Raw genomic sequence first — 20,594 nt, 5'->3', positions numbered from 1 at the left:
CGTAGCAGGAACCACGAATTTCATAAATGATCAGTAGCTGGCTCGCAGGCCCCGCCAATATTGCCGAGCTGCGTCTGCGTCCTCGCCAAAGGCGTTTCCCTTCAACGGTCCGATGGCGGCCCCGATGTTGGCCAGGAAGTCGGTGTCGATGAAGCGACCGTCGGTGCCGGAAACAGCCCCCGCCGCCGACGGTGGCGCGGATATCGGCTGAATGAGCGCCTGATCCAATGAGAACGCGTGGTCCTTCGAGACCGTATGCGTCTGCGGGAGACCGGTACGTTCGGCAACAAGCGACGCGGCGTCACGTTCACCCATTGGGCGTAAGGCCTTGTCGATGGCGGACAGATCGACGCCCGCGGCTTTCAGCTTGTAAACGGCGTCGGTTTCGCCGCGCGTCGACATCAGGCGGGATTCCCCTGGGTCAATCGGTTGGAACGGGTTGACGACGCCGCTCCCGCCAGCCAGTAACCGGGCGTTTGGTATCAATGCCTTAAGCTGGTCAGACAGTGCGGCGTAATCGTCGGAGCCATCCTGCCCGCTCTGCAGCAATGCGGACAGTTTCTCCATCATTCCCGCCCGCTTTTCCGAAGCCGCGCGCAGCGCCTCCCGGAAATCGGAAGACGTCGCAGACCCGCTGGAGAACAGATCGGCGTTATCATTATTGGCCATGCGGAAGGTTGCCGCATAAGCGCCGAGACGCGCCTCCTTGGTTCGTTGCTTCAGAGCATTGTGCACGTCCTCGCCAGAGAGCGCGCCGCTGTCGACGAGAGAGGAAAGCTGAGATCGTGTCTCAACCGACAATGCGTTGAAGGCGGTAAGAGATTCATCATGAAGGGCCGAAGCTAATGGGCTGAATGACACTCGGTCTGTCGGCGCCGGAGTTCCAGCAACCATCTTTGATGATGCGAATGTCGCTTGGGAGACGGAGTTGAGGCTCTGTACCGGGCTGTTCGTCAAATTTGATGTTCCCAGCACGTTCATCTTTGCATCCTCCTTCGCCGTGTCCAGCTGGGGCACATTTCAGCTTTTGAATATCGTGGCGTCCCAGGTGATAAGCTGGCCGCCGTTGAGTACGGCATACTCGATCGCACCCACTCCTGGGTGGCCCTGATTCATCAGCATGCCGCGGATGACAATGCCATTATCGAAGGTGCCGTCGTCCCACTTGCCCGGCTGGAAATACATTAAATGTCATCATATGTACCTATAAAATGCATAATTATTGATATTAGTCTACAAAAAAGAGAAAATCATTCAACAAATAATCATTAGTTTTCGAACTATTATGCAGGGTGACGAATTCGCTTATTCGCGAAGAGAATTTCCAACGGTGGCGATCCGTGATCTGCATTCCAATCGTCATGGGTAAATGATCTGCGCTTCATGGTGCGACAGGGAAATCAAGGGCGGGTGGCGGGACCATCGGCCCATGAAATTGGCAGGGGAGCGACCGGAAGCCGCGCGGCTCGTGACTGGACACTGGCGGAAGATTCACCGTATCGGTGGCTTAACAAGGAAACCCAGAACCACCCACGGTCAGTCGATCCGCCAAACCTGTGCTGCGTCCACGGAAGGTATCCGAGCACAAGCGGCAGCCTGTCGCCGCAGGCCGCGCCGGGGACGGCGCGGCCCCTGCCGGTGTCAGGTCATGTCCTGAACCTGGGCGATGCGTTCGGTGATCGTATCGAGGCGGCGGGACAGCTGGTCCTCGTCCTCCGGCGCGATCTGGCCCTTGCGTTGCGCAAGCCGCAGGGCCGCTTGCGCCTCCTCCAGGCAATCGAGCGTGTGACGCACGTAGTCGTGTTGGGCCATGCCCCCATCCTCCTCTGCCGTTCTGCAACCAAAACGAAACAGACCGGTACGGATGGGGTTCCCCCTTCGGCGGGACCTATCCCGGTCGGACAGATCGGCTCAGAAATCCAGGTCGGCGTAATGGCGGGGCGGCGGGCAGCCGGGGATGCTGTCGGTGAGCAGGCCGCGGAAGCTGGGGCGCGACTTGATGCGGGCGTACCAGTCCTTGGCCTCCGGCACCTTGTCCCACGGCACGTTGTCCACGTAATCGACGCAGGACAGCGCCGCCGCCGCCGCGATGTCGGCCACGGTGAAGGCGGAGCCGGCCAGCCAGGGGCGGCGTTCCGACAGGAAGGCGATGTATTCCATGTGGTACTGGATGTTCGCCAGACCGGCGCGGATCGCCGGGGCGTAGGGGTGGCCCTGGCCGGACAGCCGCTTGATCAGCTTCTCGCCGACCAGATTCTCGGTCACCTCGCGGTCGAAGGTCCGGGTGAACCAGTCGACGATGCGGCGCACCTCGGCGCGGGCCGCCACCTCCCGCGGCATCAGCGCCACGTCGGGGTAGGCCTCCTCCAGATACTCCAGAACGGGCAGCCCGCCGGCCACGACGGTCCCGTCCTCCTCCACCAGCACCGGCGGCTCGCCGGCGGGGTTCAGCATCAGGAAATCCTCGCGCCGTTCCCACGGCTTCTCGATGACCGAATCGAAGGGAAGACCCTTCTCGGCCAGCATCACCCGCGCGACGCGGGACAAGGGATGGAGGGGGTGGTGATGGAGTGTCCGCATGCCGGGCCGGACTGTAGCGTATGGGGAGCGTGGAAAACAGTCTGCGCTTTGGCTTGTGACACCGCTCCTTCGGCTTATGGATTAACCGTGCCGGGAGGGTGTCAAAGGGCGGATTTGCGGTAGACCACCAGGGGTTCCGCATCCCCTCCGCTTTCGGCGGCGGGGACCGGGGTCCAGCCGTTGTGCTCGTAGAAGGCGCGGGCCGCCGCGTTGCGCGAGGCGCAGGCCAGTTCCGCGGAACCGCGCAGCAGGGTCAGCGCCTCGCGCAGCAGCGCGCTGCCGATGCCCCGCCCGCGCCACAGCGGGTCGATGAACAGGGTGTGGATGAAGCGGTCGCCGGCATCGACGGAGACGAAGCCGACCACGCAGCCGCCGGCTTCCGCCACCAGCACCTCTTCCCCGTCCACGCAGTCGTAATAGTCGTCCAGGCCGAAGCGGTCCTCGGGTTGCCAGGAAAAGGCGTTGCGGCGCCCGTGCAGGAAGATGTCGGCACAGCGCGGCCCGTCGGCCGCCGTGGCGAAGCGAATGTCGATGCGCAAGCCGTCCTCTGCCGGCATGACGCCCTCCCGTGTGGTTGCGGATGCCCCCAGGCGGTCCTAACAACCCATTCCGCACCAGATTATTCCAAGAAGCGGCGCCCTGAAAAGGACGCCCGTGCAACGGCCGGCGTGAAAAACGGCGGCCCGGTTGCCCCGGACCGCCGTTCGCGTATGCACAATCCACTTGAGACTTATTGCTTGGGGCTTACTCCGCCGAGATGGCCTTCGGCAGATGGACCGGCACGTCCAGGCGGTTCAGCATTTCCTTCGGAACCACCTGCCAGAACTTGGTCACCTCACGCGCCCAATCGTTGAGGATCTCGGCGGCGAAGCGGCTCTGCGTCTCCGTCACATGCTCCTCGATCAGGTGCTTGAGCTGGCTCTCGTAATGGCCGACCTCGATGCGCTGGAAGATCACGCTCTCGTCGTTGATGTACAACGGCAGGCTGTCGTCCAGGTCGTAGACGTAGGCCATGCCGCCCGTCATGCCGGCGGCGAAGTTGTCGCCGACGCGGCCGAGGATGACCGCCGTGCCGCCCGTCATGTACTCGCAGCCGTTGGAGCCGCAGCCCTCGACCACCACGGTGGCGCCGGAGTTGCGGACGGCGAACCGCTCGCCGGCCTGGCCCGCGGCGAACAGCTTGCCCGCCGTCGCACCGTAGAGGACCGTGTTGCCGATGATCGTGTTCTTGTTGGTCTCCAGTGGGCTGGAGGTCGTCGGACGGACGACGATGGTGCCGCCCGACAGGCCCTTGCCGACATAGTCGTTGGCGTCGCCCATCACCTCCAGCTTGATGCCCTGCACCGCGAAGGCGCCGAGCGACTGGCCGGCGGTGCCGCGCAGGCGGATGGTGATGTGGCCGGGCTGCAGCCCGAACATGCCGAACTTGCGGGTCACCATCGAGGACAGCCGCGTGCCGATGGCGCGCTGCGTGTTGCGGGCGTTGTAGGCGAGCTGCATCTTCTCGCCCTCCTCGAACAGCGGGCGGGCGTCGGCGACGATGCGGGCGTCCAGCGTGTCCGGCACCTCGTTGCGGCCCTGCAGCGTGCAGTAGCGGGCGTTCTCGCCGGGATCGACCTGGGCCAGCAGCGGGTTCAGGTCGAGGTCGTCGAGATGCTCCGCACCGCGGCTGACCTGATGCAGCAGGTCGGTGCGGCCGATCACCTCGTTCAGCGAGCGGAAGCCCAGGCCGGCCAGGATCTCGCGCACTTCTTCCGCCAGGAAGGTGAAGAGGTTGACGACCTTCTCCGGCGTGCCGACGAACTTCTGGCGCAGCTTGTCGTCCTGCACGCAGACGCCGACCGGGCAGGTGTTGCTGTGGCACTGGCGGACCATGATGCAGCCCATGGCGATCAGGCTGGCCGTGCCGATGCCGAACTCCTCGGCACCCAGCATCGCGGCGATCACGATGTCGCGGCCGGTCTTCAAGCCGCCGTCGGTGCGCAGCCGCACGCGGTGGCGCAGGCGGTTCAGCGTCAGGACCTGATGGACCTCCGACAGGCCCATCTCCCAGGGCAGGCCGGCGAACTTGATCGAGGTCTGCGGGGAAGCGCCGGTGCCGCCGCTGTTGCCGGAGATCAGGATGATGTCGGCGTTGGCCTTGGCGACGCCCGCAGCAATCGTTCCGATGCCGGAACGGCTGACCAGCTTCACCGTCACTTTCGCATCCGGATTGATCTGCTTCAGGTCATAGATGAGCTGGGCGAGATCCTCGATCGAGTAGATGTCGTGGTGCGGCGGCGGGCTGATGAGCATCACGCCCGGCGTCGAGTGACGCAGCCGCGCGATCATCTCGGTCACCTTGAAGCCGGGGAGCTGGCCGCCCTCGCCGGGCTTGGCGCCCTGGGCGACCTTGATCTCCAGCTCGCGGCACTGGTTCAGGTACTCGGCAGTGACGCCGAAGCGGCCCGAAGCCACCTGCTTGATGGCGCTGTTCCAGTTGTCGCCGTTCTTGTCCGGGCGGAAGCGCGCCGGGTCCTCGCCGCCCTCGCCGCTGTCGGACTTGGCGCCGATGCGGTTCATGGCGACGTTCAGCGTGCCGTGGGCCTCGGGCGACAGCGCGCCCATGGACATGCCCGGCGTGATGAAGCGCTTGCGGATCGCGGTGATGCTCTCCACCTCGTCCACCGGCACCGGGGCCTTGGTGGAGCGCAGCTCCAGCAGGTCGCGGAGCTGCATCGGCGGGCGCTTGTTCACCTGCTCGCTGTACTTCTTGAAGGTGGTGTAGCTGTCGTTGGTCACCGCCTGCTGCAGCGTGTGGATCACGCCGCCTTCCCAGCCGTGGCGGTCGCCCGACTTGCGGAAGCGGTAGAAGCCGCCGACCGGCAGGGCCACGACCTCCTCGTTGTAGGCGGTGGCGTGCTGCTCCAGCACCTTCTTCTGGATGCCGTTCAGGCCGATGCCGGAGATGCGGCTGACCATCGCCGGGAAATGCTCGGCGACCAGCGCGCGCGACAGGCCGATGGCCTCGAAGTTGCCGCCACCGCGGTAGCTGCTGATGACCGAGATGCCCATCTTGGACATGATCTTCAGCAGGCCGTCGTCGATGGCCTTCTTGTAGTTGGCCATGCCCTTTTCCAGAGGCATGGAACCGAACAGGCCGCGGCGGTGGCGCTCGGCGATGGCCTCCTGCGCGAGGTAGGCGTTGACCGTGGTGGCGCCGACGCCGATCAGCACGGCGAAGTAGTGGGTGTCCAGCCCCTCCGCCGTGCGCACGTTCAGCGAGGTGAAGGTGCGCAGGTTGGAGCGGATCAGGTGCGTGTGCACCGCACCCGTGGCGAGGATCGCCGGGATGGCGGCCCGCGCCGGGCCCATCGCCTCGTCGGTCAGGATGACGTGGGTGGCGCCGCCGCGCACCGCGTCCTCCGCCTCCTGGCGGATGCGGCGCAGCGCGTCGCGGAGCGCATCGGGGCCGCCATCCACCGGGAAGGTCGCGTCGATCTCGGCCGCCGTGTCGCCCATGTAGTCGCGCATGGCGCGGAACTCGGCGGTCGTCAGGACCGGCGATTCGAGCTGCAGCAGGCGGGTCTGCGTCTCGTCCTCGTCCAGGATGTTGCCGAGGTTGCCGAGCCGCGTCTTCAGGCTCATCACCCGACGCTCACGGAGCGAGTCGATGGGCGGGTTGGTGACCTGCGAGAAGTTCTGGCGGAAGAAGTGGTGCAGGCCGCGGTACTTGTCGGACAGAACGGCGATGGGGCTGTCGTCGCCCATCGAGCCGATGGCCTCCTTCCCGTCCTCCACCATCGGGTGCAGGATCAGCTCCATGTCTTCCATGGTCAGGCCGAAGGCCTGCTGGCGGCGGCGCAGGCCGGCCTTGTCCATGTCCGACGGCTCGCCCTTCAGCGAGGCGGTCTTGACCAGCTCGTCCAGGTGGGTGGTGTTCTGCACCCACTTGTCCCACGGCTTCAGCGTGGCGAGATGGTCCTTCAGCTCGCGGTCGCGGTAGAGCTTGCCGGACTGGAGGTCGACGGCGATCATCTCGCCCGGGCCGAGGCGGCCCTTCTCGATGACCTGGGTCTCGTCGATCTTCACCATGCCCGTCTCGGACCCGCCGATGATCAGGCCGTCGGTGGTGATCGTGTAGCGCATCGGGCGCAGGCCGTTGCGGTCCATGCCGCCGACGACCCAGCGGCCGTCGGTCATGGCCAGCGCCGCCGGGCCGTCCCACGGCTCCATGACGGAGTTGCAGTACTGGATCAGCGCCTTGTGGTTGTCCGGCGTGGTCTGCGAGCTGGTCAGCGCCTGCGGCACCAGCATCATCTTGACCATCGGCGCGGTGCGGCCGGCGCGGACCATCACCTCGAACACGGTGTCGAGCGAGCCGGAGTCCGACAGGCCGACGCCGATCACCGGCTTCAGGTCCGCCATGTGGCTGCCGAAGGCCGGATGCTCCATCCGGGTCTCGTGCGCCTTCATCCAGTTGACGTTGCCCTTGACCGTGTTGATCTCGCCGTTGTGGGCGAGCATGCGGAAGGGCTGGGCCAGCGGCCAGGTCGGGAAGGTGTTGGTCGAGTAGCGCTGGTGGTAGATGGCGAAGTCGGACTCGAACCGCTCGTCCAGCAGGTCCGGGTAGAAGGTGGTCAGCTGCTCCGCCAGGAACATGCCCTTGTAGATGATCGAGCGGGCCGACAGCGAGCAGATGTAGAAGTCGTTGATCTGCTCACCCTTCACCGCCTTCTCGATGCGGCGGCGGATGATGTAGAGGTCCAGCTCGAACTGCTCGTCGGACACGCCCTTGTTGTTGCCGACGATGATCTGCTCGATCTCCGGACGGGTCGCGTTGGCCTTCTCGCCGATGATGTCGACGTTGATCGGCACCTGGCGCCAGCCGTAGATGTAGTAGCCGAAGGCGAGGATCTCGGTCTCGACGATGCAGCGGCAGGCTTCCTGCGCGTCCAGGCTGATGCGCGGCAGGAAGACCTGGCCGACGGCCAGCTTGTTGTCCGGCGCGCGGTGGCCGATGACCTTCACATGGTCCTTGAAGAACTTCTGCGGCACGGCGACGTGGATGCCCGCACCGTCGCCCGTCTTGCCGTCGGCGTCCACGGCGCCGCGGTGCCAGACGGCCTTCAGCGCCTCGATGCCTTTCTCGACCACCGAGCGGCGGGGCTTGCCGTCGATCGCGGCGATGAAGCCGACGCCGCAGGCGTCGTGCTCATCCTCCGGGTTGTAGGCGTTGGCAGTGGTCAGCGCCGCGGCGTTGGCGCGGAAGTCGGCGACGAACTGCTCACCCTGGTTCAACTCGGTGGTCATCGGTGGACCCTTTCAGTCAGTCTGTTTTGACGGGGGCAGTCTGTTCGGAAGGGGGACTTCGCCCCTTCACCCCCGCCAGGGGTTGAAATGGACCCCTGGAACCCGCGGAATTATGGATTGCTTGGCTTACTCGGCGGCCTGAGCCAGCGGCGCCTCGGTCTTCGCCTTGGCGTAGGCGTGGATGCCCTCCGCCGCGTCGCGGCCGTCGCGGATGGCCCACACCACCAGCGAGGCGCCGCGCACGATGTCGCCGGCGGCGAAGACGCCCTCCAGGTTGGTCATCTTGCTGCGGTGGTCGACCAGCAGCGTGCCCCAGCGGGTGACCTTCAGCTCCGTCTCGCCGAACAGGGCGGGCAGATCCTCCGGCTCGAAGCCGAGCGCCTTGATGACCAGATCGGCCTGGACCGTGAACTCCGACCCCTCGATCACCTGCGGGGTCTGGCGGCCGGTGGCGTCGGCCACGCCCAGATGGATGCGCACGGCGCGCACGCCGGTCACCACCGTGTCGCCGGTGAAGCCTTCCGGGGCAGCCTGCCAGATGAACTCCACGCCCTCTTCCTCGGCGTGGGCGACCTCGCGCTGCGAGCCCGGCATGTTCTTGCGGTCGCGGCGGTACAGACACTTGACCGACGTGGCGCCCTGGCGGATGGCCGTGCGCACGCAGTCCATGGCGGTGTCGCCGCCGCCCAGGACCACCACATGCTTGCCCGCGGCGTTCAGGGAGCCGTTCTCGTACGCCTCCACCGTGTCGCCCAGGCTGACCTTGTTGGAGGTGGTCAGGTAGTCGAGCGCCGCCACGATGTTGCCGAGCCCTGAGCCCGGCGCCTTGATGTCGCGCGCCTTGTAGACGCCGGTGGCGACCAGCACGGCGACGTGCTTGCGGCGCAGCTCCGGCAGGGAGGCGTCGCGGCCGACCTCGAAGTTCGGGTGGTAGACCACCCCGGCGTCGGCCAGAAGCTGCACGCGGCGCTCGACCACCGACTTCTCCAGCTTGAAGCCGGGGATGCCGTAGACCAGCAGGCCGCCCATGCGGTCGTGGCGGTCGTAGACGTGCACCTCGTAGCCCTTGGCGCGCAGCTCCTCGGCGGCGGCGAGGCCGGCGGGACCGGCGCCGATGATGCCGACCGACAGGCCAAGCTCACGCGACGGCGTGCGCGGCTTCACCCAGCCCTGATCCCAGGCGGTGTCGTTGATGTACTTCTCGACCGACCCGATGGTGACGGCGCCATGGGTCGACTGCTCGATGACGCAGTTGCCCTCGCACAGGCGGTCCTGCGGGCAGATGCGGCCGCAGATCTCCGGGAAGTTGTTGGTCGCCTGGGAGACCTCGTAAGCCTCCTCCAGCCGGCCTTCGGAGGTCAGCTTCAGCCAGTCGGGGATGTTGTTGGAAACCGGGCAGTGCACCTGGCAGAAGGGAACGCCGCACTGCGAGCAGCGGTTGGCCTGCTCGTTGGCGCGATCGTCGGAGAAGCGGGCGTAGATCTCGGCGAAATCCTGGCGGCGCTCCTCGGCCGGGCGTTTGTCGGGCATCCGCTGCGCGGTGTGCACGAAGCCCAACATCCTCTGGTTCGCCATAACGCCTGCTCCTTCTTCCCGTGTCCCGTGCATGGGGACGGCGCCGGCGGCCGGGCGGCCCTTTTCGTGCCGGTGGGGCATGGCGAGGGGCGTGGCCGCAGTGAAAACGAAAGCCCGCGGTCACGCGGTCTGAACGTCATATACCGCAAGAGAAGGCGCCGCGCGAGCATATTTTCGCCGTTAGGACAGCATGGCTGACCAAACCGTGACTCGATGTCGCGGAGGCCTCCGTAGACGACGGGAGTGCCCGAAAAACAAGCAAGAAAATTAGGACCGATCCGGGACCATCGCCCAATTCGGGGTATCGCCCCATGGGTCGTCGCCTTCGCCATGCTGCGCTGCTATAAGCCGGACATTGCCCCCGCCATCTTGTCAGAGGCCCCGCGCCGCATGTTGATCGACCAATATCTGGACGCCGCTCTGCTCGGCCTGATCGAAGGGCTGACCGAATTCCTGCCGGTCTCGTCCACCGGCCACCTGATCATTTTCGACACCCTGCTGGGCTTCGAAGGCCCGCCGGGCAAGGTGTTCGAGGTGGTGATCCAGCTCGGCGCGATCCTGGCGATCTGCACGGTCTATTTCGCCCGGCTGTGGAAGGTGGTCACCGGATTGAAGGACGATCCGGGCGCCCGCCACTTCGCCGTGGCGGTGATCCTGGCCTTCCTGCCGGCGATGGTGCTGGGGGCGGCGCTGCACGGCGTCATCAAGGCGGTGCTGTTCAACCCGACGGTGGTCAGCATCGCGCTGATCCTGGGCGGCGTGGCGATCCTGATGGCGGAGCGGCTGGTGCCGGTCCCGCGCTACCACCAGATCGAGCGCTTCCCGGCGCCGCTCGCGCTGAAGATCGGCCTGTGCCAGTGCCTGGCGCTGGTGCCGGGCGTGTCGCGGTCGGGTGCGACGATCCTCGGCTCGCTGCTGATGGGGGTGGACCGGCGGACCGCCGCGGAATTCTCCTTCTTCCTGGCGATCCCGACCATGGCCGGCGCCACGGTCTACGACCTCTACAAGAACTGGAGCCTGATGACCGTCGACTCCGCGCTGCTGATCGGGGTCGGCTTCGTCACCGCCTTCATCGCGGCGGCGCTGGTGGTCAAGGTGCTGGTGGACTTCGTCGGACGCTACGGCTTCGCGCCCTTCGCCTGGTACCGCATCGCCATCGGGTCGGGGATGCTGGCGTTCCTTTATCTGTAAAGAGCCGGCTTCCCGCCGCGCCTCAGCCCTCTCGGGCGACGGCGCGCGAGGAGGCCGCGGCGATGACCAGCGCCAGCGCGGCGACCAGGGCGAAGGAAAAGCCCACCGTGCTGGCCTCCGCCACGAAGCCCAGAAGCGCCGGACCGGTCAGCACCCCGGCGTAGCCGAGGGTCGCCACCGCGGCGATGGCCTGGCCGGCCTCCCCCTCCGCCTTGGCGCCGGCGGCGCTGAACAGCACCGGCACCACGTTCGACAGGCCGAGCCCGGTCAGCCCGAAGCCGGCGACCGCCATCACCGGCCCGCCGCCGGTCAGCGCGACGGCCAGCCCGGCGAAAGCCAGGACCGCGCCGGCGCGGACCAGAACCGGCCCGCCGAAGCGCTGGCGCAGCCGGTCGCCGCAGAAGCGGCCCACCGCCATGGCGCCGGAAAAGACGGCGAAGCCCAGCGCCGCGATGGACGCCGCACCGCCCAGATCCTCGCGCAGATAGACGGCGCTCCAGTCCAGGATCGCGCCCTCGCTCATGAAGGCCAGGAAGGTCAGCGATCCCAGCAGCAGCGTGCCGCGGTCGGGCAGGGCGAGTCCGGTCGGCTCCGCCCGCCGGTCGGCGCTGCCCGGCAGCAAGCGGCGCTGCAGCGCGAAGAACAGGAGCAGCAGCGCAGCGGCGAGGATGGAGGCCTGGACCGGCGGCGGCAGCACTTGCAGCAGCAAACCGCCGACCCCGGCGCCGAACAGGCCGCCCAGGCTCCACATACCGTGCAGCGACGACATGATGGGCCGCCCGAGATGGCGCTCCACCAAAGCGCCGTGGGCGTTCATCGCCACGTCCATGGTGCCGCCCGCCGCCCCGAACAGGAACAGCACCGCGCACAGCGACAGCAGATCCGGCATCAGCGCCGGCAGCGGCAGGATCAGGGCGAAGAACAGGGCGGTGATCCGGATCACCGGGGCGCTGCCAATGCGGCCGAGCAGCGGGCCCGTGCCGACCATGGCCGTCAGCGCCCCGGTGGCGAGGCAGAGCAGGGCGACGCCGAGCACGCCGGGGCTGAGGTCCAGGTGATCCTTGATCGCCGGGATCTGGGTCGCCCAGACGCCGAAGACCGACCCGTTGACGAAGAAGGCCGCCAGGGAAGCCAGCCGGGCGCCCGGGGCGCGGTCGGCGAATTCCCGTATGGTGAAATCCTGCGTTGCCGCCTGCATGACTCCCGGCGCCCCTTCCGTCAATCCGATGAAGGGGCCAGATGCGGCAGAAAGCCGCGGGAATCAAGGCCGCGCGCCGCAGGGCACCATTGCGAGTGGCGGTGGGAACCCAAAACGGCGAAAGCCCCGGCGGCGGCCGGGGCTTTCGTTTCGATCGCGCGGAACCGAGGACTCAGTGCGCGCCGGAATGGTTGCCGGCGTCGCGCGGCATCGTGTTGGAACGGCCGCCGACGATGAAGCGCGACAGGTAGGTCGGCAGGACCACCTCGCAGCTCGACAGGTTGGTGATGCCCAGCTCCTTGAAGCCCGGCGCGCCGGCGGCGGCGACGTTGTCGGTCCTCAGCATCTCCACCTGATCGCGGGTCAGCGGCGGGGCGACGATCGGCGGCACCTTCTCCAGCAGGCCGCCCAGCGTCTCCGCCACGTTCCAGGGAATCGGGACGAGGAAACGCTTGCGGCGGATCTCCCGCAGCATGAGCTGCATCATCTCCTTGAAGCTGTAGACGCGCGGCCCGCCCAGCTCGAAGGTCCGGCCGGCCGCCGAGTCCAGCGTCGCGGCGGCGGCGATGGCGTCGGCCAGATCGCCGACATAGACCGGCTGGAACTTCGTCGCCCCGCCGATCAGCGGCAGCGCCGGGGAGACCTGCGCCATGGCGGCGAATTTGTTGAAGAAGCCGTCCTCCGGTCCGAAGACGATGCTCGGGCGGATGATGGTGGCGCCGGGGAAGGCCTGCGCCACCGCCTGCTCGCCCGCCGCCTTGGACTTGGCGTAGGCCGAGGCCGACTTGGCGTCGGCGCCGATGGCCGAGACATGGACGAGACGGCCCACGCCGCTGGCCTTGGCGATGCGGGCGATGCGCGCCGGGGCGTCGACATGCACGGTCTGGAAATTCCAGGCCCCGCGCTCGTAGAGCGTGCCGATCAGGTTGATGACGGTGTCGGCGCCCTGGATGGCCCGCGCGACGGACTGGTCGTCCTTCACGTCGGCGGCCATCGGCACGATCTGCCCGACCGAGCCGGCGGTCTTCAGGAAATTGGCCTTGTTCGGATGGCGCGACACCACGCGCACGATGGCGCCGGTCTTGGCGAGGCGGCGAATGAGGTGGCGGCCGACGAATCCCGAACCGCCGAACACCGTGACCACTTCAGAGCGATAGGACATCGACCTTCTCCCGTGCCGTTGGGCCCGCAAATTCTTCCCTCCGGGCCGCCCGCCAGCGGGGCAGGGCGACCGGATCGGGGGTTGCTTATATAGAAACCTCCTTAAAGAGGCTAGGGCCTGACGCGCCACCCGCGGCCCATTTCGCGCCCGGCAGGGCCTTCGGCGCGACAGTGAAAAAAAGCTGTTGACGGGCCTCCGCCGGACGGCTACATAAGCGGCCCACACCGAGCCCAGGTGGCGGAATTGGTAGACGCGCAGGTTTCAGGTACCTGTGGCAGAAATGTCGTGGAAGTTCGAGTCTTCTCCTGGGCACCATATCTACCCGGCTGCGCCGCATGCTACGGACCTCCCCCAGCGGGACGGACAGGTAGCAGAGCGGCGTTCGTCGTTTCTGGGGTCCGTGGCCGGGGGCCGTCCACCTGAGCGGGAAGCCACCCAATGCCCATCGACCTCCATGACGGCGACCTGCCGGACGGTCTCGACCTGAAGTCCCTGGCCCGCGGCGGCGCCGTCGCCATCGACACCGAGACCATGGGGCTGAATCCCCACCGCGACCGGCTGTGTCTGGTCCAGCTTTCCCCCGGCGACGGCACGGTCCATCTGGTCCAATTCCGCAAGGGCGAATACGACGCTCCGAACCTGAGGCGCCTGTTGACCGACCCCGAGGTTACCAAGCTGTTCCACTTCGCCCGTTTCGACGTGGCGGTGATGCGGGCCTACCTCGGCGTCGCCTGCCAGCCGGTCTACTGCACCAAGGTCGCGTCCAAGCTGGTCCGCACCTTCACCGACAAGCACGGGCTGAAGGATCTGGTGAAGGATCTGCTGGGGGTGGAGCTGTCCAAGCAGCAGCAGTCCTCCGACTGGGGTGCGGCGGAGCTGACGCCGGAACAGATGAAATACGCCGCCTCCGACGTGCTGCACCTGCACGACCTCAAGGAGAAGCTGGACGTCATGCTGGCGCGCGAGGGGCGGACCCATCTCGCCAAGGCCTGCTTCGACTTCCTGCCGGCCCGTGGGGAACTGGACCTCGGCGGTTGGGAACAACCGGACATTCTGTCGCATTGAGGGCTGTCGCATTGATGGCTGTCGTCCCGACGTACGGGCCGGGGGAATAGGCCGGGACCTCCGGACGTTGATTTGACCGGACGCGCGCGGGTGGGCATACTGCCCGCGCGGCGGCCGGCCCGTTGTCGCGGATACGCGCGTCGCCAGCGGGGGTACCCATTTTCGGCCTTATGGACCAACCAGAAGAGGCAAGCACCGCCTTGACGAGCCTGACCGCATCCAGCCTGATCGATTGCCCGGCCGACACCGCGGCCAACGCCGCGGCCGATCGCGACCTCGCGAGCGCCCGGCGCGTCCTGCGGATGGAGGCCGATGCCCTGACCGCGCTGGCGGACGGGCTGGACGGCGCCTTCGTGCGTGCGCTGGACCGGCTGGCCGGGATCGCGGGCCGCGTCGTCGTCTCCGGCATGGGCAAATCCGGCCATGTGGCGCGCAAGATCGCCGCGACCCTGGCCTCCACCGGCACGCCGGCCTTCTTCGTCCATCCGGGCGAGGCGAGCCACGGCGACCTCGGCATGATCGCCCGGCAGGACGCGGTCATCGCCCTGTCCAACTCCGGCGAGACGCACGAGCTGTCGGACATCGTCGCCTACACCCGCCGCTTCGACATCCCGCTGATCGGCATCACCCGGCGCGCCGGCTCCTCCCTGGCCGAGCAGGCGGACGTGGCGCTGGTGCTGCCGCCGGCCCCGGAGGCCTGCCCGCTGGGTCTGGCCCCGACCACGTCGAGCACGATGATGCTGGCGCTGGGCGACGCCCTGGCGGTGGCGCTGCTGGAGCGGCGCGGCTTCACGGCGGCGGATTTCAAGCAGTTCCACCCCGGCGGCCAGCTCGGCCGGGCGCTGCTGAAGGTGACCGACGTGATGCACAAGGGCGACGATATGCCCCTGTGCGCCTTGGATACGCCGCTTTCCACCGTCATATTCGAGATGACGGCCAAGCGGCTGGGCTGCGTCGGCGTGGTCGACGCCGCGGGCGCGCTGGCCGGGGTCATCACCGACGGCGACCTCCGCCGCCACCTGACGCCGGAGTTGTGGGCGGAACGCGCCGACAGCATCATGTCGCCGCGGCCCAAGACGATCCGCCCCAAGGCGCTGGTCGAGGAGGCGCTGCGGGAAATGAACGCGAAGCAGATCACCAGCCTGTTCGTGGTGGAGGCGGACCGGCCGCTCGGTGTTGTGCACATTCACGATTGCCTGCGCGCCGGGGCGGCGTGACGGGCAGCCGGAGGACGGTTGACGCCATGGACAGCGACCTGAAGGATCGGACGGTGAACACGCAGGAGCGGCGGGCCGATGCGCCTTCCCTTGCCGCGCAGCTTATGGCCATGCCAGGAGCGGCACCGGACGGGGAGGCGGCCAAGCGCGTCCACCGGCGCCGGGAAATTCGTCCGGTCAGCCGGGTCTACAGCCGTTTCGTCACCGGCATGAAGTTCGCGCTTCCGGCGCTGGCGCTGGCGGTGATGGCGCTGATCGCCGTCTGGCCCTCGCTGACCGAACTGCCGACCCTGCGCATCTCCGCCGACAAGGGCCAGCTTGAGATGATCAAGCCGCGCTACGTCGCGGTGGACGAGGACAACCAGCCCTTCTCCCTGGTGGCGGCCAAGGCCGACCGCATCGCCGACCAGCCGGACATCGTCCTGCTCGACCAGCCGGAGGCGGAGATGACCCAGACCGACGGCACCTGGGTGACCATCCGCTCCGACAAGGGCTGGTACAATCAGGTCACCGGCATCCTGAAGATGCGCGGCCATGTCCGCGTCATGCGTGACGACGGCAACGAATTCACCACCGAGGAAGCGGAGTCCGACATCCGCAAGGGCACCGCCTGGGGCGATGTCCATGTCGTGGGCCAGGGGCCGCAGGGCGTCATCAACGCCGAGGGTTTCCGCCTGTCCGACCGCGGCAAGACGATGGTGTTCCTGAACCAGTCCAAGGCCGACGTCCAGGCCGCCGAAAGCCCGGGAGGAAAGACGCGTTGAGTGCAGCCACCTTTGCGGCCCCGTTCATGGCCGCGTTCCTTCTGCTGTCGGGGGCCTCCGTCCCGGCGGCGGCCCAGGGGCTGCCCGGCCTCGGCGGCGGCCCGAACCCGATCGAGGTCGACGCCGATCAGGCCATCGAATGGCATCAGGACGTGCGCGCCTATGTGGCGCGCGGCAACGCCTCGGCCAAGCGCACCGACAGCACCGTCTACGCCGACGTGCTGACCGCCTACTACCGCGAGGTTCCCGGCAAGGGGAACGAGGTGTTCCAGCTTCTCGCCGAGGGCAACGTGCGCATCGTCAGCCCGACCCAGGAGGTTTTCGGCGAGCGCGGCGTCTACGATGTGGACAAGCAGGTGGCGGTGGTCACGGGGCGCAACCTCAAGCTGGTCACCCGCACCGACATCGTGACGGCGCGTGACACGCTGGAATATTACGAGGCCAAAAATCTGACGGTGGCCCGCGGCGACGCCGTGGCCGTGCGCATCGCCAACGGCGACCGGCTGCGCGCCGACATCCTGATCGGCCAGCTCAAGAAGATGCCGGACGGCTCGACCCAGATGGAGCGCATCGACGGCGCCGGCAGCGTGGTGGTGACCACCGCGACCGACGTGGCGCTGTCGGACAAGCTGGTCTATTCGGTGGCCGACGAGACGGCGGTTCTGCTGGGCAACGTCAAGATCACCCGCAACGACAACCAGCTCAATGGCGACGCTGCCGAGATGAACATGAAGACCAAGGTCAACCGGGTGATCGCCGGCCCCGCCACCGGCGGGCGGGTGATGGGCCTGCTGGTCCCCGGCCAGGAGCCGGGCGCCCCGGCCGGCCGGCCCACCGCGCAGGCGGGTGGCAAGCCCGCCGCGAAGCCCTGACCGACCCGGCAGCGAATCAATGACCATGGACATCGAAGACCGGAACCTCGGCGGTCCGACCCTTTCCGCCTCGAACCAGTCGGGCCACCCGTCGGGTTTCCCGGCGGACCACCCCGCCACCGACGCGCGTCCGACCGAAGGGCTGGTGGCCCTGCATCTGGGCAAGGCCTACAAGAAGCGCCCGGTCGTCCGCGACGTGACCGTGACGGTCCAGCGCGGCGAGGCGGTCGGTCTGCTCGGCCCCAACGGGGCGGGCAAGACGACCTGCTTCTACATGATCACCGGGCTGATCGCCGCCGACTCCGGCACCATCCTGCTCGACGGGCAGGACATCACGTCGCTGCCCATGTACCGCCGGGCGCGGCTGGGCATCGGCTATCTGCCGCAGGAGGCGTCGATCTTCCGCGGCATGTCGGTGGAGAACAACATCCGCTCCGTGCTGGAGGTGGTCGAGCCCAACCGCGACACGCGCGAGCAGATGCTGGACGAGCTGCTGGCGGAGTTCTCGATCACCCACCTTCGCCGCGCCCCGGCGCTGGCGCTGTCGGGTGGCGAGCGGCGGCGCGTCGAGATCGCCCGTGCCCTGGCCTCGCAGCCGCATTTCATTCTCCTCGATGAGCCGCTGGCCGGCATCGATCCGATCGCGGTGAACGACATCCGCGAGTTGGTCAGCCACTTGCGCGACCGCGGCATCGGCGTGCTCATCACCGACCACAACGTGCGTGAAACGCTCGACCTCGTCGATCGGGCATACATCTTGCACGATGGTGTGGTACTAATGGAGGGAGAGCCGGCCGAGATCGTGGCGCACGAGGATGTGCGCCGGGTCTACCTCGGGGACCGGTTCAGCCTCTAGTGCGGTTTCCCTGCCCATGGCGCTCAGCCAACGCCTCGATCTTCGTCAGACCCAGTCCCTGGTGATGACTCCGCAGCTGCAGCAGGCCATCAAGCTGCTGCAGCTGTCGAACATCGAACTGTCGGACTTCGTGGATCGCGAGATCGAGCAGAACCCCCTGCTGGAGCGCGACGGCGGCCCCGGCGAGGGTGGCGGCGAGGCCGGGGGCGACGGTGCCGGTGACGGCGGCGGGGGCGAGCCCGGTGCGGTGGACCTCGCGGCGCCGGAGGAGCGCCAGCCGCCGATGACCGACGGGCGCACCCGCGACACGGTGGAGATGACGTCGTCGGAGACGATGGGATCGGCCTCCGACGCGCCGCTCGACACCGATTTCGAGAATGTCTATTCCGACGACCGTTTCTCCGACGGGACGGACGGCTCCAGCGACGTCTACGGCTCCTGGCAGGAGCGCGGCGGCCGCGGCGGCTTCGAGGACGACGAGTCCAACCTGGAAGCCACGCTGACCGGCCAGAAGAGCCTGCGCGACCACCTGACCGAGCAGCTGAAGATCGACCTGCCGGACCTCGGCGACCAGCTCATCGGGCTGGCGCTGATCGACATGCTGGACGAGGCCGGCTGGATCACCGGGCTGGAGGTCGAGAGCCTGGCGGGACAGCTCGGCTGCGCGCCGGAGCGGGTGGAGCGGGTGCTCGCCGCCTGCCAGCGCTTCGACCCGCCGGGCATCTTCGCGCGGTCGCTGAAGGAATGTCTGGCGATCCAGCTTCGCGAGAAGAACCGCTTCGACCCGGCCATGGCCGCCCTGCTCGACCATCTGGAACTGCTGGCGGCGCGCAACCTGCCGGCGCTGATCAAGGTCTGCGGCGTGGACGCCGAGGACGTCGCCGACATGGTGGCGGAAATCCGCAAGCTGAACCCCAAGCCGGCGCTCAGCTTCGACCACACGCCCGCCCAACTCGTCACCCCCGACATTTTGATGCGCGCCAATCCGGGCGGCGGCTGGCTGATCGACCTGAACCCGGACACGTTGCCGCGGGTGTTGGTCAACCACCGTTATTTCGCGCGCATTTCCGGCACCGCCCGCAACAAGGCGGACAAGGAATACATCACCGAGCGCTTCCAGTCGGCCAACTGGCTGGTCAAGTCGCTGCACCAGCGCGCCACCACCATTTTGAAGGTGGCCAGCGAGATCATCCGGCAGCAGGACGCCTTCTTCATCCATGGCGTCTCGCATCTGAAGCCGCTGATCCTGCGCGACATCGCCGAGGCGATCGGCATGCACGAGAGCACGGTCAGCCGCGTCACGACCAACAAGTTCATGGCGACGCCGCGCGGCGTGTTCGAGTTGAAATATTTCTTCACCTCCGCCATCCAGGGGGCCGACGGGCAGGCGGCCCACTCGGCGGAGGCCGTGCGCTACCGCATCAAGGCGATGATTGACGCCGAGAAGCCGGACGACGTGTTGTCGGACGATAAAATCGTCGAAATCCTTCGTGGTGAAGGGATCGACATTGCGCGCCGGACGGTCGCGAAGTATCGTGAAGCGATGCGCATTCCGTCATCGGTGCAGCGACGCCGTGCCAAGATGTCACGCATGTAACCGGGCCGGGAGGGGGCCGTCCTTGATTGACAGCCCATACCGCCGTCACTATGGTCCCCGTCCGCACGTGGCGGCCTTCCGTCGTCCTATGTCTATCGCGGACCAGATTGGAAACATCCCAAAATGCAACTGACCGTCAAAGGCAAGCAGCTTGACGTTGGCGACGCTCTGCGCACCCACGTCGCGGACAGCCTGAACACCATCGTCGGCAAGTATTTCAACAAGCCGATCGAGGCCAACGTCGTCCTGACGCGCGAAGCGCATCTGTTCAAGGCCGACATTCAGGTCCATGTCGGTCGTGGGATCGTCCTTCAGAGCGCGTCCGACGCCACCGAGCCGTACCCCGCCTTCGACACCGCGTGCGAGAAGTTGGCCAAGCGCCTGCGCCGCTACAAGCGCCGCCTGCGCGACCACCACAGCGTCGAAGCCCCCGCGCAGGAAGCCTTCCCGGCCCGCTACCAGATCCTGGAAGCGGAGAAGGACGAGGCCCATGTGGAGAGCGAAGAGGCCGCTGCCGAGGAGGCGCAGCCCATGGTGATCGCCGAGATGGAAACCACCATCGCGACCCTGGCGGTCAGCGAGGCGGTGATGCGCATGGAACTCGCCGACGCTCCGGCCCTGATGTTCCGCAACGGCGCCCATGGCCGCCTGAACCTGGTCTACCGCCGCGCCGATGGCAACATCGGTTGGGTGGACCCGGCGGAGAAGGCCGGCGCCTGAGTCCGGTTTCCGTTCCAACCACAATCATAGCGTCATGCTCGATCTCATCACGCCGCACGCCATCCTCCCGAACCTCAAGGCCGGCAGCAAAAAGCAGGCCCTGCAGGACTTGGCGCGCAAGGCGTCCGAGCTGACCGGCCAGCACGAACGGGCGATCTTCGACGTCCTTCTGGAGCGCGAGCGGTTGGGCACCACCGGCGTGGGTCATGGCATCGCCATCCCGCACGGCAAGCTGCCCAACCTCGACCGCGTCCACGGCGTCTTCGCCCGGCTGGAGCGGCCCATCGACTTCGATGCGATCGATGAGCAACCGGTCGATCTGATTTTCCTGCTGTTGGCTCCGGATCATGCCGGCGCCGACCATTTGAAGGCGCTGGCCCGCGTGTCACGCCTGCTGCGCGACCAGTCCATGTGCGAGAAGCTGCGCGGTTCGGACTCGGCGGACGCGATCTACGCGCTGCTGACCCAGCACGAAGCCAGCCACGCGGCGTAAGGCGCGTTTCCT

Annotated in this window: 18 protein-coding genes and 1 tRNA gene; 10 read left to right on the top strand and 9 right to left on the bottom strand. The window is 67.3% G+C overall.

The window, feature by feature from the left end:
* Positions 1 to 30: 30 nt before the first annotated feature.
* From DS837_RS21280 to DS837_RS21260, 7 genes are all read right to left on the bottom strand, one after another.
* Entirely contained in the window at positions 31 to 981 is a 951-nt protein-coding gene (locus DS837_RS21280; RefSeq protein ID WP_149166578.1) for a serpin family protein, read from the bottom strand.
* Between the two features lie 39 nt (positions 982 to 1,020).
* Positions 1,021 to 1,185: a hypothetical protein gene (locus tag DS837_RS32145; RefSeq protein ID WP_170295936.1), complete on the bottom strand. Its 165-nt coding sequence runs from the start codon at positions 1,183 to 1,185 to the stop codon at positions 1,021 to 1,023.
* A 456-nt stretch (positions 1,186 to 1,641) separates the two neighbouring features.
* Positions 1,642 to 1,812, bottom strand: a complete 171-nt coding sequence (locus DS837_RS32140) for a hypothetical protein (RefSeq protein ID WP_170295935.1) — start codon at positions 1,810 to 1,812, stop codon at positions 1,642 to 1,644.
* A 99-nt stretch (positions 1,813 to 1,911) separates the two neighbouring features.
* Entirely contained in the window at positions 1,912 to 2,580 is a 669-nt protein-coding gene (locus DS837_RS21275) for a glutathione S-transferase family protein (protein WP_149166577.1), read from the bottom strand.
* A gap of 101 nt (positions 2,581 to 2,681) precedes the next feature.
* Positions 2,682 to 3,137: a GNAT family N-acetyltransferase gene (locus DS837_RS21270; RefSeq protein ID WP_149166576.1), complete on the bottom strand. Its 456-nt coding sequence runs from the start codon at positions 3,135 to 3,137 to the stop codon at positions 2,682 to 2,684.
* Positions 3,138 to 3,324: 187 nt separating this feature from the next.
* On the bottom strand, positions 3,325 to 7,872 hold the full coding sequence (gene gltB, locus DS837_RS21265; RefSeq protein ID WP_149166575.1) for a glutamate synthase large subunit: 4,548 nt from the start codon (positions 7,870 to 7,872) through the stop codon (positions 3,325 to 3,327).
* A gap of 126 nt (positions 7,873 to 7,998) precedes the next feature.
* Positions 7,999 to 9,447 (bottom strand): NAD(P)-dependent oxidoreductase, encoded by a 1,449-nt coding sequence (locus tag DS837_RS21260; protein WP_149166574.1) that lies wholly within the window; start codon positions 9,445 to 9,447, stop codon positions 7,999 to 8,001.
* Between the two features lie 390 nt (positions 9,448 to 9,837).
* On the opposite strand from DS837_RS21260, the gene DS837_RS21255 reads away from it, so the two are divergent.
* On the top strand, positions 9,838 to 10,638 hold the full coding sequence (locus tag DS837_RS21255) for an undecaprenyl-diphosphate phosphatase (RefSeq protein WP_149166573.1): 801 nt from the start codon (positions 9,838 to 9,840) through the stop codon (positions 10,636 to 10,638).
* 22 nt (positions 10,639 to 10,660) lie between these two features.
* Here the strand turns inward: DS837_RS21255 and DS837_RS21250 are convergent, their stop codons facing one another.
* Together DS837_RS21250 and DS837_RS21245 are read right to left on the bottom strand one after the other, a co-directional pair.
* Positions 10,661 to 11,836 carry an MFS transporter gene (locus DS837_RS21250; RefSeq protein WP_149166572.1) on the bottom strand — a complete coding sequence of 392 codons (1,176 nt, stop codon included), beginning with the start codon at positions 11,834 to 11,836 and terminating at the stop codon, positions 10,661 to 10,663.
* 172 nt (positions 11,837 to 12,008) lie between these two features.
* Complete coding sequence (locus DS837_RS21245; protein ID WP_149166571.1) at positions 12,009 to 12,998, bottom strand: complex I NDUFA9 subunit family protein; 990 nt, start codon at positions 12,996 to 12,998, stop codon at positions 12,009 to 12,011.
* A gap of 228 nt (positions 12,999 to 13,226) precedes the next feature.
* Between DS837_RS21245 and DS837_RS21240 the strand changes: the two genes are divergently transcribed.
* The 9 genes from DS837_RS21240 to ptsN all read left to right on the top strand — a co-directional run bounded on the left by DS837_RS21240 (position 13,227) and on the right by ptsN (position 20,582).
* Positions 13,227 to 13,313: transfer RNA gene (locus DS837_RS21240), tRNA-Leu, on the top strand.
* Between the two features lie 123 nt (positions 13,314 to 13,436).
* Positions 13,437 to 14,063: a ribonuclease D gene (locus tag DS837_RS21235; protein WP_149166570.1), complete on the top strand. Its 627-nt coding sequence runs from the start codon at positions 13,437 to 13,439 to the stop codon at positions 14,061 to 14,063.
* 200 nt (positions 14,064 to 14,263) lie between these two features.
* Positions 14,264 to 15,280 carry a KpsF/GutQ family sugar-phosphate isomerase gene (locus tag DS837_RS21230; protein ID WP_149166569.1) on the top strand — a complete coding sequence of 339 codons (1,017 nt, stop codon included), beginning with the start codon at positions 14,264 to 14,266 and terminating at the stop codon, positions 15,278 to 15,280.
* 26 nt (positions 15,281 to 15,306) lie between these two features.
* The gene (lptC, locus tag DS837_RS21225) at positions 15,307 to 16,044 is read left to right on the top strand and encodes an LPS export ABC transporter periplasmic protein LptC (RefSeq protein ID WP_149166568.1); all 738 of its coding nucleotides are present in this window, start codon (positions 15,307 to 15,309) and stop codon (positions 16,042 to 16,044) included.
* A 26-nt stretch (positions 16,045 to 16,070) separates the two neighbouring features.
* Positions 16,071 to 16,916 carry an LptA/OstA family protein gene (locus DS837_RS21220; RefSeq protein WP_247890058.1) on the top strand — a complete coding sequence of 282 codons (846 nt, stop codon included), beginning with the start codon at positions 16,071 to 16,073 and terminating at the stop codon, positions 16,914 to 16,916.
* A 19-nt stretch (positions 16,917 to 16,935) separates the two neighbouring features.
* On the top strand, positions 16,936 to 17,772 hold the full coding sequence (gene lptB, locus DS837_RS21215; protein WP_211102374.1) for an LPS export ABC transporter ATP-binding protein: 837 nt from the start codon (positions 16,936 to 16,938) through the stop codon (positions 17,770 to 17,772).
* A gap of 16 nt (positions 17,773 to 17,788) precedes the next feature.
* Entirely contained in the window at positions 17,789 to 19,369 is a 1,581-nt protein-coding gene (gene rpoN, locus DS837_RS21210; RefSeq protein WP_149166566.1) for an RNA polymerase factor sigma-54, read from the top strand.
* A gap of 123 nt (positions 19,370 to 19,492) precedes the next feature.
* Positions 19,493 to 20,089 carry a ribosome hibernation-promoting factor, HPF/YfiA family gene (gene hpf, locus DS837_RS21205; RefSeq protein WP_149166565.1) on the top strand — a complete coding sequence of 199 codons (597 nt, stop codon included), beginning with the start codon at positions 19,493 to 19,495 and terminating at the stop codon, positions 20,087 to 20,089.
* Between the two features lie 34 nt (positions 20,090 to 20,123).
* Complete coding sequence (gene ptsN / locus DS837_RS21200; protein WP_014198055.1) at positions 20,124 to 20,582, top strand: PTS IIA-like nitrogen regulatory protein PtsN; 459 nt, start codon at positions 20,124 to 20,126, stop codon at positions 20,580 to 20,582.
* The last annotated feature ends 12 nt before the right edge of the window (positions 20,583 to 20,594 follow it).

The organism is Azospirillum brasilense (assembly GCF_008365405.1).
In the GTDB taxonomy this organism is placed as follows: Bacteria; Pseudomonadota; Alphaproteobacteria; order Azospirillales; family Azospirillaceae; genus Azospirillum; species Azospirillum brasilense_D.
Note: the sequence above shows the minus strand (reverse complement) of the source record. Positions and strands in the feature narration are given on the sequence as shown.

Excerpts from the sequence above, each read along its gene's own strand:
- DS837_RS21280 (WP_149166578.1), bottom strand. The coding sequence starts at position 981 with ATGAACGTGCTGGGAACATCAAATTTGACGAACAGCCCGGTACAGAGC.
- DS837_RS32145 (WP_170295936.1), bottom strand. The coding sequence starts at position 1,185 with ATGTATTTCCAGCCGGGCAAGTGGGACGACGGCACCTTCGATAATGGC.
- DS837_RS32140 (WP_170295935.1), bottom strand. The coding sequence starts at position 1,812 with ATGGCCCAACACGACTACGTGCGTCACACGCTCGATTGCCTGGAGGAG.
- DS837_RS21275 (WP_149166577.1), bottom strand. The coding sequence starts at position 2,580 with ATGCGGACACTCCATCACCACCCCCTCCATCCCTTGTCCCGCGTCGCG.
- DS837_RS21270 (WP_149166576.1), bottom strand. The coding sequence starts at position 3,137 with ATGCCGGCAGAGGACGGCTTGCGCATCGACATTCGCTTCGCCACGGCG.
- gltB (WP_149166575.1), bottom strand. The coding sequence starts at position 7,872 with ATGACCACCGAGTTGAACCAGGGTGAGCAGTTCGTCGCCGACTTCCGC.
- DS837_RS21260 (WP_149166574.1), bottom strand. The coding sequence starts at position 9,447 with ATGGCGAACCAGAGGATGTTGGGCTTCGTGCACACCGCGCAGCGGATG.
- DS837_RS21255 (WP_149166573.1), top strand. The coding sequence starts at position 9,838 with ATGTTGATCGACCAATATCTGGACGCCGCTCTGCTCGGCCTGATCGAA.
- DS837_RS21250 (WP_149166572.1), bottom strand. The coding sequence starts at position 11,836 with ATGCAGGCGGCAACGCAGGATTTCACCATACGGGAATTCGCCGACCGC.
- DS837_RS21245 (WP_149166571.1), bottom strand. The coding sequence starts at position 12,998 with ATGTCCTATCGCTCTGAAGTGGTCACGGTGTTCGGCGGTTCGGGATTC.
- DS837_RS21235 (WP_149166570.1), top strand. The coding sequence starts at position 13,437 with ATGCCCATCGACCTCCATGACGGCGACCTGCCGGACGGTCTCGACCTG.
- lptC (WP_149166568.1), top strand. The coding sequence starts at position 15,307 with ATGGACAGCGACCTGAAGGATCGGACGGTGAACACGCAGGAGCGGCGG.
- DS837_RS21220 (WP_247890058.1), top strand. The coding sequence starts at position 16,071 with ATGGCCGCGTTCCTTCTGCTGTCGGGGGCCTCCGTCCCGGCGGCGGCC.
- lptB (WP_211102374.1), top strand. The coding sequence starts at position 16,936 with ATGACCATGGACATCGAAGACCGGAACCTCGGCGGTCCGACCCTTTCC.
- rpoN (WP_149166566.1), top strand. The coding sequence starts at position 17,789 with ATGGCGCTCAGCCAACGCCTCGATCTTCGTCAGACCCAGTCCCTGGTG.
- hpf (WP_149166565.1), top strand. The coding sequence starts at position 19,493 with ATGCAACTGACCGTCAAAGGCAAGCAGCTTGACGTTGGCGACGCTCTG.
- ptsN (WP_014198055.1), top strand. The coding sequence starts at position 20,124 with ATGCTCGATCTCATCACGCCGCACGCCATCCTCCCGAACCTCAAGGCC.